This window comes from Nocardioides sp. NBC_00850 (assembly GCF_045207335.1).
Lineage (GTDB): Bacteria > Actinomycetota > Actinomycetes > Propionibacteriales > Nocardioidaceae > Nocardioides.
This window is the reverse complement of record NZ_CP108845.1, coordinates 3,656,197-3,669,174: the sequence shown is the minus strand read 5'-3', so window position 1 is coordinate 3,669,174 and position 12,978 is coordinate 3,656,197. Positions and strand designations below refer to the sequence as shown.

Sequence of the window (12,978 nt, the reverse complement as noted above, 5' to 3'; positions counted from 1 at the left end):
CGATGATTCACGCGAAAGTTGCATGAGTTACTTCCTCCAACGTCAGATCGTCTCCGTCGAGCTGCATTGCGATGTGTCCGTCCCGGATCACCAGGACGCGGTCGCACAGTCGGGCGAGGTGCTCGGGTTCGCTCGAGCGGATGACGATGCAGATTCCTTGGTCCGCGAGCGCCCTGAGCTGGCCGAAGATGACCTCTCGGGTCTTCGGATCCACGCCTGCGGTGGGGTCGTCCAGGAGCATCACGCGGGGCGACATCAGCAACCAGCGTGAGAGCAGGACCTTCTGCTGGTTTCCACCACTCAGGCTGCCGAAGGGCACCGTCGGGTCGCCGGGACTCACCGCCAGCTCGTCCATGAGCCGGTCGACATCGGCCCGTGCCTGGCGCCGACCCAGTCCATAACGCTCCACCCGCGGGAGGAGCATGTTCTCGCCGACTGTCATCAGCGGAACCCCACCCTCGTTGATCCGGTCCGAGGACAGGAAGTAGACGCCTTCCAAGATGGCGCTGCGCGGGGAACCGGGCTCGAGATCGGCGCCGCCGATCGTGACGCGACCAGCCGTCGCACGCGCGACGCCCCCCACGAGGCGAAGCAGCTCGGAGGCGCCTGCCCCGTTGCGACCGGTGACACCCAGGATCTCTCCGGCCGCGCAGCCGAATGTCGCCCCGCACACCTGGCGTCCAGAGAGGCCTTCCACCCGAAGGTCGGCGTCTGCCGGCATGCTCGTGGCCTCATGTGCGCCGCGGCGGTCGACCTCGCCCTCGATGTGCTTGACCCCGACCATCGCGGCGATCGCCTCGTCCTCCGAGAAGTCCTCGCGGACGAAGGTGCGGGCGATGTGGCCGTCGCGCAGGACCAGTGTCTCGTCGGCGTAGGAGGACACCTCAGAGAGCCGGTGCGTCACCATCAGCACGGAGAGACCGCGCTGCGTCGCATCGTGCACACGGCGCAACAGCCGATCGGCGTCGGCGGAGCTGAGGGAGGCCGTGGCTTCGTCGAGTATCAGCAGTGCCGAGTCGACCGGGATGCCGGCCATGGAGATGGCAAGCGACACGAGTGCCCGGTCGCCAGCGTCGAGCTCGCCACACAATCGGTTCGGATCGACGTGGACGTCGAACTCCCCAAGGGTCTCCGCAGCGTCCCGGATCAGCTCACGCCGTTTGACGATCCCCGCCGTCACAGGAAACCCGGTGTGGTGTGCCATCATCTCCGCGACCGTCAGGTTCGCGATGAGCGGAGCCTCTTGATGGACGACCCGGATCCCCCTTCGGCGCGTTTCGCGCGGAGCGAGGTCCCGTGCCTTGATCGTGTCGCCGTTCAAGCTGACACAGGAGCCTTCGCCCGCTCTGTTGATCCCAGTCAGCGCCTTGACGGTCGTGGATTTTCCCGACCCGTTGGCGCCCAGAAGCGCCGATGTGGAGCCGGCCGCGACATCGAACGAGATCTGGCGTACGACCTGATGCGCCCCGTACGACACGGTGAGATCACGCACCGCCAACCGGGTCCCCGCCACCATCACACGCCCCAGATCTTCATGTAATGGGCGACATAGTCGTTCTCCGCCACCCACGGCTTCTCGGGATCGCCGACGTTCTCCTCGGTCAGGAGCTTGCTCGGCGCTCCCTGCGCGTAGAGGAGCTTCTCGTTGGTCTCGCCGGGCGTTTTCCACAGGGGCTGACCGGCTAGGAGTCGGTTGAGCTGGTCCACCGCGGCGAACCCGAGGTAGAGGTCGTCCTGGACGACGTCCACCTTCTGCATGTCGCCACTCGCGACGAACCCGAGATTCTGGGTGGCGCCCACGCTCGCGACGACCTTCACCCGGTCGCCGAGCCCGATCGCCTTCATGGCGGGGATCATGTCGGCAGCCGCGGAGTCGAAGGCACCGTTCACGTACGTGATGTCGGGGTTCCGCTGCAAGGTGTTCGCGATCCGTTGGCCCAGGCCGTTGCCGATATCCGTCACCACGAACTGCTCCGTTGCCACAACCTCGCACCCGGCACACGAGTCGATGACGCGGTTCATCTCGGTCTGGATGTCGCCCTGGCTCGCGAACTCCTTGTCCACCGTCTGGAGAACCTTCGCCGAACCCCGCGAGTCGGCCACGATCCAGCTGCCCAGGGCCTCGCCCCAGTAGCCGTAGTCGGCGCCGACGTCGAACGCGACGCCGCCTCCCGCGGCGATCCCGACCCCGGTGGTGCCGACGGGAATTCCCTTCTCCGCCGCGAGGTCCAGAGCCGATTTCATCGGCACCGGGTCGGCCGCGGCCAGGATGATCGCGTCGACACCACTGTTGATCGCCTGGGTTGCGGCCCTGTTCCACTCGACGGGGTCGCCCTTGCCGTCGTAGACCGAGACGCTCCAGCCGAGCAGCTCGCCCGCCTGCTTGATGCCCTCCGCCTGGCGTACGCAGCCCGAGACGACTGCCGCGCACTCGATGACGGCGATCTCCTTGTCCTTGACCGGAGCCGGCGCCGAAGTCGGGCCGTTCCACTCCGTCACCGGCGCCGTCGCCTGGTCAACGACCTTCTGGTGCGAGGCGAGCTCGGCGTCGTTCAGAGCCTCGCCCGACGACGCCCCCGTCGAGCCGGTTCCACAAGCGGTGAAGACCAGCGCGCCGGCGGCGACCGCGATCGTCGCGGTGTTTCTACGAAGTGACCTCATGTTCGTCCTCTCTCATGAACTCGCCGTCCGAGCTGCGGCCCTATCGAATGAGCTGGCTCCCGGAAGCCTCAGATGCCGGCCGTCTGTCCACCGTCGATCGACACCACGGACCCGACGGCAAAGCTGGCCTCGTCGGTCAGGAGGAACACCACGGCGTTCGCGATCTCGTGCGGTTCGCCGACCCGGCCGATCGGCTGTGCCGCGTTGATCCGGCGGGCGTTCTCCTCGTCGTCGAGCATGTAGGCGGTGAACGGGGTCCGGACCATCCCCGGCGCGACGGCATTCACTCGAACTCCGAACGGCGCCAGATCGAGTGCCATCGTGTACGTCATGCCTGTGACCGCGAACTTCGATGCGACGTAGCCGACCCGGTTGGCGACGCCACGGACGCCTGCGCCTGAGGAGAAGTTGACGATCGCTCCGCGTACCCCGGCGTCGACCATCCGTCGCGCGACCGCGCGGGTCGTGTTCAACGTCCCGTCGACATTGACGGCCATGACACGCCGCCAGTCGTCGGGGTCGACATCGAGCACCGATCCGACGCACGTGATGCCCGCGGAGTTGACCAGGCCGTACGGAGTGCCGAAGCGCTCCACCGCAGCATCGGCCAGCGCCTCGGTCTGCTCTGGATCAGTCACGTCCGTCGGCACCGTCAGCACCCGCGACGGGTCGCCAAGCTCTTCCGCGAGGATGTCGAGGCCCGCCTTGTTGAGGTCGGCTGCGACGATCGACGCGCCCTCGGCGAACGCTCGCTTGACCGTGGCCGCGCCCATCCCGCTGCTTGCGCCGGTCACGATGATCGACCTGCCCTGGAGACTTCCCATGTCTTCAACCGTTCTCTCGACTGCGTGTGACGGAAGTCTCGTTCGCTTTGGCTACTTGCGAAAGGTCAAACTTTTCCAGGGTATGCCGTAACCCCGCTGTAACCCGAAGGAAAAGGCCTTACTCTTAGCAGGTGGACCTGCGGACCGAAGCCAGAGAGTTCCTGCAGAGCCGGCGTGCCCGATTGAGTCTGCAGAGCAGCGGCCTGAACGCCACGAGCACCCGTCGAAGGGTGTCCGGACTCCGACGCGAGGAGGTGGCGCTCCTCGCCGGAATCAGCGTCGACTACTACACACGACTCGAGAAGGGGCGCCTCAAGACGGCCTCCGCACCGGTTCTCGACGCGATCGCACGAGCACTCCAGCTCGACCCGGCAGAGCGCGCCCATCTCCACGACCTGGCCCGCGCCGCCAGGGGAGAGACAGCAGATCGACAGTCACACGCAGAGAGCGTCGTCGTACGGCCGGCGCTCACCTGGATGCTCGACGCGATGAGCCCGTGTCCCGCCTACGTACGCAACGCCAAGTTGGACGTTCTGGTCTCGAACGCCATGGGCCGCGTCTTGTACGCGCCGGCATTCGACCGCGCCGACGAGCCGCCGAACCTGGCGGTCTTCTGCTTCCTGGACGAGCGGGCGCCAGTGTTCTTTCCAGAATGGTCCGCAGTGGCGCAAGGAATGATGGCGCTGTTGCGAGCAGAGCTCGGCCGCAACCCCGACGACGAGGGTGTCAACCAACTCATCGATCGGCTCGCCGAAGGTAGCGATACGTTCCGGAGACTCTGGGCGGCACACAATGTCCGAGAATCCCCTGCCGAGACCACGCTCATCGAACACCCCGACGTCGGCACGCTGTTGCTCGCCCTCGAGGCAATGAACATCGCAGCCGACCCCGGGCTCACCATGGTGACCTACGCCGCCGAGCCCGGCTCGGCTTCATCGGCGGGCCTGTCACGGCTGTCGCAGCTCGTGATCAACCAGCAGAGCCCACTCGCATAGTCAGCAACCGGACCCAACACCAGTGTCCGGGTCGACACGCGCCCGCAGGAGAACTCTGTGCGCCCGCGCGACCACCGGCGGGTCGACCATCCGACCATCGAGGCTGACCGCTCCCCCGCCCGCCGCGGCACCGACCACTCGCCTGGCCCAGGCGACCTCGTCGTCCGCCGGACGGAGCGCGTCGTGCACGACGCCCACCTGCCGCGGGTGGATGCAGAGCTTGCCGCCGAAACCCAGCGTCACCGCATGTTGTACGTCGCGAGTGAGCCGCTCCTCATCGTCGAGCGCAGTGGTGACTCCGTCCACCGGCGCAGGAAGCCCCGCATACGCACTGGCCAGCACGAGCTGTGACCGCGTACATCGGAATGCCTCATAGGAGTCGGGATCGACTCCCAGCACCGCCGCCAGGTCCAGGTGGCCGAGTGCCAGACGCACCACTCCGGCCGCACCGGCGACCGACGTCGCCTCGACCACGCCTCCCGGGGTCTCGATGAGCGGGACCACCGGTGCGCGGCCCGCTCGGGCATGTAGATCCTCGACCTGCTCGGCCGACTCCGCCTTCGGCAGCAGCAGCGGCGCACCGGTGCCGGCCAGTGCCGCCACCTCGGCGCCGTGCCACGCGGTGTCCGACCCGTTGATTCGGACCATGGTCGTCGGCCGCTGATCGACGCCGGTGAGCCAGCGCAGTGCCGCGTCCAGCGCCGCCTGCTTCTCGTCCGGCGCAACCGCGTCCTCGAGGTCGAGGATCACGACGTCGGCACCGGACTCGTGAGCGCGGACGAAACGTTCGGGCCGCGTCGCCGGGACGAACAGGAAGGTCCGTGCCGACTCGATGAGGGGCTGGGCATTCATGCGACGATCACCACCGGACTCCAGGAGAGGACCGCTTCCTCTTCTCCACCGGCTGCCATCCGCGACGTCGTGACCTGGAGGCCCAGGGCGGAGATGCCCGATGGGTGGGAATCGACCGTTTCGACTGTCAGCGACGAGGTGAGGACATCACCTTCATGCACTGGAGCGAGGTGGTCGCAGGCGTGCCACCCGGCGACGGTGACGATGTCGGGCAGTGCCTGACAGACATGATGGAAGGCGAGACCGATCGTGTGGCCGCCGTATACCAGGCGGGCTCCGCCGGCGGCACCGGCGTCGTGGTGGACCCGGGCCAGGTTTCCGGTGAGCCGGGCGAGCTCCGGGGCGCTCGAGACCACGTCCCCTCCCAGCACGTCGAAGCGCTGGCCAGCGTGTACGGACGTACTGGGCATTCCAGTGAGTGCACCGAGGTCCCAGTCGGCGACGGACTCGAAGAGACCGGCGGCGTCGGGACGGGACTGAGGGACTGCGATCTCGTCGTCGCGACCGGTCGGCCCAGCCCCAGGCGACAACAACAGCATCGCGCACCGCCGATAGTCCAGGATGGTCCGCTGAAGCTGGTCGACGGTCGTGATCCGGAGGACCGCGAGGCCGGTAGGCTCACGGTCCTGTCGGCGTGAGTTCTCTCGCAGGGCCTCAACCGTGGTCGTCGTGTGCAGTGTCTCGCCGATCCGAGGCTGCCTCGAGAACCACAGGCCGCGGTAGAAGAGATTGGCTCGGACGTGCTGTGTGGCCACCGTCGACTGACCGATCGACACGTCCCACACGAGTGCCGGACCCGCGACAGGCGCTCCAGCGACTTCGGTGGCCCAGTGGTGGTCCGAGGCCACTCGGACCCGATTCCCGACGATGGCGCCATGCGTCGCCTGGAGACCCGAAGTCAACGTGACCGGCGGTGCCGTCACGAACTCTTGGCCGACCTCCAGCTCGTCGAAGTACGGGCTCCTCGCCGTCGTCCGGCGTATTTCGCGCACTAGGCTCCTCCTCGACCACGTTGAACATTGTCAGACTGTTCCAATGGTGCAGTAATATTCACCTAATCGGGGGAATCTCCGAGATATGGACCTCGACACAGCCCCACACAGGACTGACGAGGACAGAATGTAGGACAATTGTCTCGGCGGCAGACAGGCCGCAGAGGCAAGTTGTCGAGGGACAGGGGAACGGGATGGCATCAGCGAACAGCAAGGAATTCAAGGCACGACAGGTCATGCGGCCACGGGACCAGGTCGAGCAGCAGCTTCGCGATGCGATCCTCGACGGGCACTTTGCCCAGGGGGCGAAGCTCCCGCCTGAGACCGAGCTGGCTTCACAGTTCGGGGTGAGTCGACCGACGGTTCGTGAAGCACTCGGTGCGCTCGTCAGCTCTGGCCTGATCCGCAAGATCCCGGGCGTCGCCGGCGGGAGCTTCGTCAACACGGTCACCCCCGACTCGCTGAGTCAGATGTTGAGCGAGTCGATGGACACCATCGTCCGGATAGGAGCCCTCGACATCGCGGAGATCACTCAGGTGCGTCGCGTCCTGGAGATCCCGGCTGCCGAGCAGGCTGCCAAGAACCGAAGCGATGCCGACCTGGCCGCGATGAAGGCCGTGGTCGCGCAGCAGAAGTCCACCACGATCGACGACCCCGACATCCCCGAGTACGACCTCCGATTCCACACCGCAATCGGCTACGCATCCGGCAACCGCTTGCTGGCCGCGTTCATCGCCTCCGTCCACGATGCCACCCACCCGGCGCAGTTCCTCGACGTGACCCCTGAGGTCGCTCAGAAGACGGTGCGGCAGCACATCGAGATCGTCGCCGCCATCGAGTCGGGCGATCCCGAACGCAGCGGTGAGGCCATGCGTGAGCACCTCGACTTCGTACTTCAGTACTCGTTGCCTCACTGAGCACCCGACATCGGCGGTCCTATCCGTCTCGTCGCTCATCAGGGGGCGCCGCGGGTTCGTCAGACACGAAGTTCTGGTTCTCCTCGGCGCGGGCCCAGAAGACCAGCCCACCAGCCCCGAGGAGAAGCACGGCCGGCCCGACGAACGCTGCGGCCACACCTGCGGCGCCGGCCAGCGCGGCCACCCCGAGCGGGACCAGGGTCTGCCCCAGGCGGTTGCCGGCCATCCGCACGCTCATCGCGGTGCCGCGCACCTCCGGCCTCACCGCACCCGCCACCCAGCCGATCGCGATCGGTTGGCAGAGGCCGATCCCTGCTCCGCTCAGGAGCATGAGCAGGAACAACCCAGGCATCCACGTGACAAACGGTACCCACGCGAGGCTGAGCGCGGCCACGACCAAGCACACTGTGAGCAGCGCGCGCCTGGTGTGTCGACGTAGCAACGGCATCAGGAAGATGCGCACGACCACGGAGGCGAGACCGTGGGCTGCGATCAGCATGCCCACGATCTCCGGTGCCACGCCGTGTTCCTCGCCGTAGGCAGGCATGAACGCGACGAGTAGATCCGCGGCTGAGAGCACCGCGAAGCCCACGATGAGCGCAACGACGACGCTTCGCTCGCCGACCACCTCACGGATTGCTCCGGGAGCCGCCTTGCCGAAGTGCTGGGGCCGAACCGACAACGCGCCAGGACGCCACAAGAGTGTGCCCGCAGCCACCACTCCGACGAACGCAACGGTGGCGATCAGGAGATAGACCCCGGTCAGGTTCATCCCCGAGCCACTTTCGCGTCCGACGCTGTCAGCGATCAGGAAGCCGGCGATGGCCGGCGCGGCGAACTGGGTCGAGGAGGTGACGAGGGTGAAGGTGGCGAAGCGAGCGTCCCGCCTCACCTCGTCGCGGCCGTTGGCGATGATCGTCTGGCAGGCGATCATCGCCAGGAGCTGGCCGAGACCGAGCGCGGCGCTACCGACGACGATGACCCACAGGTCGGAGGCAGCGGCCAGCAACAGCACGGTCAGTGCGATGAGAGCGGCGCCCACAAGGAGATAGCCGCGCTCGCCCCGCCGGTCGATGCCCCGTCCGATCGGGATCGATGCCGCCAGCGAGACGACGGAGAACGACGCGACCACCAGTCCCAGCTGCGCGGTCGAGGCTCCGACCGCTAGCGCCTGGTAGGTGAGCAGGGGGCGCAGCATGAAGACGACGATCATGGTGGTCGCCGTCACCACCAGCAGCCGTGGAAACCAGCCGCTCATACCGGCGTTCTCGTCGTCTCGACCCTCACTGCGGGATCAGTCCCCTGTCTTCTCGAAGTAGTCAGCCGATGATCCGTGCGTCGCGCAGTCGGCCCAGGTCGCGCTGAGACAGCCCCAGCAACTCGCTCAGGACGTCGTCCGTATCGGCCGACATCGAAGGCGCAGGGGTCGGCCTCGTCTGCTCGCCACCCCAGCGCCAGGGAGACGCTGCACTGAGCATCGGACCAACCCCGGGTTGCTCGATCTCCTCGATGATCGACGCGGGATCGCTGAGCTCTGTCTCGACCACCTCGGCCATGTCGCGATAGGGACTCCACAGCACCTTGGCCTCGTCGAGCAGCCCCTTGACGGTCGCGTAGTCACGCGAGGCGAACCACGGGCGCAGGATCGACGCGATCGTCTCGCGGAGCCGGAACCGGTCACCCTCGTTGTCCAGGTCGGCACCAACCGTGTTCTCCAGCGCCTCGAAGACCGCCTCGGTACCGGTCACCTTCCGCAGCGACTTCCACTGCCCCTCCGTCAGCGCGACCACCATGACCCGGCGTCTGTCGGAGGTCTCGAAGTCGACCCCGAAGGAGCCGAACATGTGGTTGCCCATGCGATCCCGGGCCGATCCACTCTCCCCGGCCTCTGCCACCCAGCCCATCCCGGCGACGCCAGCGAGCGCTACGTCGGCAAGGGCCACTTCGACGTAGGATCCCTCTCCGGTGCGATCTCGCTGGAGCAACGCGGCCGACACCGCCGTGGTCGCCAGCATCCCGGTCACCAGGTCCCACGCCGGCAGCACATGGTTGATCGGGACGGCGGCGTCGCTCGGGCCGGTCATCAGCGGCACGCCGACCTCGGCGTTGATCGAGTAGTCGACTGCGGGCTTGCCGTCACGGCGTCCCTCGATGTGGACGTGGATGACGTCGGAGCGGCGGGCGGCGAGGTCCTCGTGCTTGATTCTCCGGCCGCCGACCATGTTGTCGACGAACACGCCTCCGGCCGGGCCCGGGGCACAGATGAGCTCGAGGAGCAGCTCACGTCCCTCGGGTTGGCGATGATCGATCGTGACGGACCGCTTGGCCCGGTTCAGGTTCGCCCAGAACAGGCTGGCACCGGTTGCGGCCAGCGGCCACCGCCCGAAGTCGCTGCCGCCGCCCGGCGGATCGACACGAATGACGTCCGCCCCCAGCTGGCTCATCACCATGCCGGCGAAGGGACCTGCTACGAAGGTGGCGGCCTCGACGACCCGTACGCCCCTCAACGGCGCCGCGCTCGTTCCCGTCACGTCGCCCTTGGGGCCGCGGTGGCGGTCACGGACTGTCTGATGTCCCGAGCGACCAGCATGCTCTGGATCTGGTTGGTCCCGTCATAGATCTCGGCGATCTTGGCGTCGCGCAGCCTCCGCTCAGCACCGGCTGCGACCAGGTCGCCGTCGGGACCGAGCAGCTCGACACACGCGGCCGCCACCGTCGTTCCGAGAGCCGTGCAGTGCAGCTTGACCAGCGAGACCTCGGCCACCGGCTCGTCGTCGCCCCTGGCGTCGACCAGGTCGCAGACGGAGAGCAGCATGGCCCTCGCCGCGGTGATCTCACCGCGTAGCCTCGCAAGCTCGAACTGAAGGTCCTGGGCCGCGGCGGTGCGAGACGAGAGCATGTCGCGCTCGGCCGCCCAGGCGACGGTGGCATCGAAGGCACCGGTGGCGAACCCGACTCCCTGCGCCGCAGCGCTGATCCGTGATCTGACCACGGATCGGAGCAGAAGTGGGTAGCCCTCCCCCTCGGCGCCCATTCGTGCACTCGCCGGGATGCGGCAGTCCTGAAAGGCCAGCGTGACCGTCGATGCACCCTTCTGTCCGAGCTTCTTCATCGGCGGCCCGGCCTCGAACCCCTCGAGGCCCGCCGTCTCCAGGAGGAATGCCGTCACGCCGCGCTTGCCCTGGGCCGGGTCCACCGTCGCGAACAGCACGATGACATCGGCCCGGTCTCCGTTGGAGATGAATGTCTTCTCCCCATTGACCACGTACGCGTCGCCGTCCCGTCGAGCAACCGTTCTCATCGCTCCGACGTCGGACCCCGCGCTGGGCTCCGTCAGCGCGATGGCGCCGACCGCCGACCCATCGCAGATCCGCGGCAGCCAGCTCTCGATCTGCGGTTTGCTGCCCTGCAGATGGATCGGATGCGCGCAGTGCATCTGGGTCATGTAGACCGTCGATGTCGCGCCGCATTCGGCGGCGATGCGCATCATCGCCTCGGCGTAGGTCGCGCTGCTCGTGGCGGTGCCGCCCAGCTCAGCCGGCATGAGCATCACGCCCAGCCCCGAAGCCGCCAGATCAGCCACAGCGTCGGCAGGGAAGACCGAAGCACCGTCGACCTCAGCGGCCATAGGACGGATCGTTCGCGCGATCACCTCGTCGACGCGCTCGATCACCTCTGCGTCAACCGTGGCCCATGGCGTGTTCATGGCTTCTCCTTGTGGAAGTCGGGGTCGCGGCGCTCAGCGAAGGACGTGATGCCTTCCTGTCCGTCACGAGACGCGATGGAGATCGCAGCCAGGGCAGCCTCCTGCGCCAATGCGGCCGGGGCGAAGGCAGGCCGTGCCGCTTCGAGGATGTTGGCAAGACCGGTCCGGCTGCCGGAAGCGATCAGAGACGCCAGACGTCCTGTCTCCTGCGGCAGTTCGGCCGGGTCGAGAGGAGGCAGCGAAAGCAGCCCGATCTGCCAGGCGCGGTCCGCCTCGATGGGCTCTCCACTCAGCATGAGATGCATGGCGGCCGGCTTTCCGACCGAGGCAACCAGACGCTGGGTGCCCCCGAAGCCAGGAATGCAGCCGATCCGCGCCTCGGGGAGTCCGAACCGGCTACGGTCCGAAGCGATCACGAGGTGGCACGCAAGCATCATCTCGAATCCGCCGCCCAGTGCGAATCCGTCGACCTCCGCGATCACCGGGACGGAGGACGACGCGATCGCTGACATCGTTCGATGACCTGTCTGGATGAATGCTTGCGCGTCCTCTACGCGGAGGCCCCGGATCTCCTCGAGATCAGCCCCGGCACTGAAGGCACGCTCTCCCGCCCCGCGGATCACGACGCACCCCACCGAGGAGTCGTCCTGGATGTCCTCGAACGCGCCGAGGAGGAGCCGCAGCACCTCCGAGTTGAGGGCATTCATCTGCTTCGGACGGTTGAGCTCGAGCGTGAGCACTCGTCCGTCCTGTGTGATGTCGATCAGGGCACCCATACGACCTGGCTCTCCTTCAACCGTGCGATGTCCTCGCTCGCGAGGCCGATGTCATTCAGAATGTCGCGACCGTGCTCACCGCGCATCGGGGCAGGGAGTCGAGCTTGACGATCCTCGGGATCGGTGGAGAGCCGCCACGGCGCCCCGACGCCTCGGAACACACCTGCCACGGGGTGCTCGTAGTCGACGATCGACCGACGCGCCTGCACCTGCGGATCGGAGACCACCTCCGAGAGGGACTTGATCGGGGCACATGGCACGCCCACGTCTTGGAGGACCTTCAACGCCTCGTCTGAGGGCATCGTCTCGAAACGCTCCTGGAACGCACCGACCACTTCCTCCCGCTTGGCCCGTCGTCCCGCATTCGTGGCCAGATCCTCGCGCTCCGCGAGGTGGGCGAGGCCGAGCGCGGCACACGATCGTTGCCAGTGACGGTCATTGCCGATCGCGACGACGATCGGGCGGTCCGCGGTGCGCATGGACTGGTAGATCGCCACGACTGAGTCGGTGCCGGCACACGGGCTCGGCTCGGGGTCGCCGGCGAGGAAGCTCGCCACGCGCGGAGACATGAAGGCGAGGTCTGCTTCCAGCAACGAGACATCGACGATCTCGCCGACTCCGGTCCGCTGCTGGCGCACCAGAGCGGCGGCCACGGCGAAGGCCGCGACAGTGCCGGCTGCTACGTCGGAGAGCGCCGTGCTGACTCGCTGCGGGACGCCGTCCACGCCGGTCACGCTCATGAGTCCGGAGCGAGCCTGGGCGATCAGGTCATATCCAGGGAGCGCGGCGTCCGGACCGTCCAGTCCGAAGCCTGAGAACGCGCAGATCACCAGATGGGGGAAGCGACGTCGAAGCTCGTCGAGGCCGAGACCGTGCTTCTCGAGCTTTGCCGGGTTGAGGTTCTCCACGAACACGTCCGCGGTCTCGAGGAGCTTGAACAGCACCTCGCGACCCTCTTCATCGCGGATGTCGACGCACAGACTGCGTTTGTTCCGGTTGACGGACAGGAACCATGCCGCCTCCCCGTTGAGGAACGGCGGTCCCCAGCCGCGCGCGTCATCGCCTCGCGGCGGCTCGATCTTGACGACGTCGGCCCCCATGTCACCGAGGTACATGGACATGGTCGGCGCTGCGTACGAGGAGGCGATGTCGACGACACGCACCCCGTCGAGTGGTCCCGTGCCTGTGTTCATGTCTTGTCCGTCCTTCGGTTCTCGGTCGAGCAGCGCCACGCGTGCTCGAGGTGAGGCCACTG

The 12,978-nt window shown here is 67.2% G+C and carries 12 protein-coding genes; 2 read left to right on the top strand and 10 right to left on the bottom strand.

What is annotated here, in order from left to right; genetic code table 11:
• Positions 1-7: 7 nt before the first annotated feature.
• The 3 genes from OH802_RS17770 to OH802_RS17760 all read right to left on the bottom strand — a co-directional run bounded on the left by OH802_RS17770 (position 8) and on the right by OH802_RS17760 (position 3,485).
• Complete coding sequence (locus OH802_RS17770) at positions 8-1,570, bottom strand: sugar ABC transporter ATP-binding protein (protein ID WP_406020604.1); 1,563 nt, start codon at positions 1,568-1,570, stop codon at positions 8-10.
• The gene (locus OH802_RS17765; protein ID WP_406020602.1) at positions 1,516-2,661 is read right to left on the bottom strand and encodes a sugar ABC transporter substrate-binding protein; all 1,146 of its coding nucleotides are present in this window, start codon (positions 2,659-2,661) and stop codon (positions 1,516-1,518) included. The genes OH802_RS17770 and OH802_RS17765 overlap by 55 nt, the downstream gene beginning before the upstream one ends.
• 68 nt (positions 2,662-2,729) lie before the next feature.
• Positions 2,730-3,485, bottom strand: coding sequence for an SDR family NAD(P)-dependent oxidoreductase (locus tag OH802_RS17760; RefSeq protein WP_406020600.1), 756 nt, complete (start codon positions 3,483-3,485; stop codon positions 2,730-2,732).
• 230 nt (positions 3,486-3,715) lie between these two features.
• Between OH802_RS17760 and OH802_RS17755 the strand changes: the two genes are divergently transcribed.
• Positions 3,716-4,480, top strand: a complete 765-nt coding sequence (locus OH802_RS17755) for a helix-turn-helix transcriptional regulator (RefSeq protein WP_406020598.1) — start codon at positions 3,716-3,718, stop codon at positions 4,478-4,480.
• Here OH802_RS17755 and OH802_RS17750 read toward each other — a convergent pair whose 3' ends face one another.
• Both OH802_RS17750 and OH802_RS17745 read right to left on the bottom strand, forming a co-directional pair.
• The gene (locus tag OH802_RS17750; protein WP_406020596.1) at positions 4,481-5,332 is read right to left on the bottom strand and encodes an HpcH/HpaI aldolase/citrate lyase family protein; all 852 of its coding nucleotides are present in this window, start codon (positions 5,330-5,332) and stop codon (positions 4,481-4,483) included.
• Positions 5,329-6,108, bottom strand: a complete 780-nt coding sequence (locus OH802_RS17745) for an acyl dehydratase (protein ID WP_406020595.1) — start codon at positions 6,106-6,108, stop codon at positions 5,329-5,331. Before OH802_RS17745 ends, OH802_RS17750 begins: the two co-directional genes overlap by 4 nt.
• A 410-nt stretch (positions 6,109-6,518) precedes the next feature.
• Between OH802_RS17745 and OH802_RS17740 the strand changes: the two genes are divergently transcribed.
• The gene (locus tag OH802_RS17740) at positions 6,519-7,241 is read left to right on the top strand and encodes a FadR/GntR family transcriptional regulator (protein WP_357357375.1); all 723 of its coding nucleotides are present in this window, start codon (positions 6,519-6,521) and stop codon (positions 7,239-7,241) included.
• A 19-nt stretch (positions 7,242-7,260) separates the two neighbouring features.
• Here the strand turns inward: OH802_RS17740 and OH802_RS17735 are convergent, their stop codons facing one another.
• The 5 genes from OH802_RS17735 to OH802_RS17715 form a co-directional block, all read right to left on the bottom strand.
• Positions 7,261-8,499, bottom strand: a complete 1,239-nt coding sequence (locus tag OH802_RS17735) for an MFS transporter (protein ID WP_406020592.1) — start codon at positions 8,497-8,499, stop codon at positions 7,261-7,263.
• Positions 8,500-8,560: 61 nt separating this feature from the next.
• On the bottom strand, positions 8,561-9,772 hold the full coding sequence (locus OH802_RS17730; protein ID WP_406020590.1) for a CoA transferase: 1,212 nt from the start codon (positions 9,770-9,772) through the stop codon (positions 8,561-8,563).
• Positions 9,769-10,947, bottom strand: a complete 1,179-nt coding sequence (locus OH802_RS17725; protein ID WP_406020588.1) for an acyl-CoA dehydrogenase family protein — start codon at positions 10,945-10,947, stop codon at positions 9,769-9,771. Before OH802_RS17725 ends, OH802_RS17730 begins: the two co-directional genes overlap by 4 nt.
• Positions 10,944-11,723 carry an enoyl-CoA hydratase/isomerase family protein gene (locus tag OH802_RS17720; protein ID WP_406020587.1) on the bottom strand — a complete coding sequence of 260 codons (780 nt, stop codon included), beginning with the start codon at positions 11,721-11,723 and terminating at the stop codon, positions 10,944-10,946. The genes OH802_RS17725 and OH802_RS17720 overlap by 4 nt, the downstream gene beginning before the upstream one ends.
• Positions 11,711-12,916 carry a CaiB/BaiF CoA transferase family protein gene (locus OH802_RS17715; protein WP_406020585.1) on the bottom strand — a complete coding sequence of 402 codons (1,206 nt, stop codon included), beginning with the start codon at positions 12,914-12,916 and terminating at the stop codon, positions 11,711-11,713. The genes OH802_RS17720 and OH802_RS17715 overlap by 13 nt, the downstream gene beginning before the upstream one ends.
• Between the last annotated feature and the right edge of the window lie 62 nt (positions 12,917-12,978).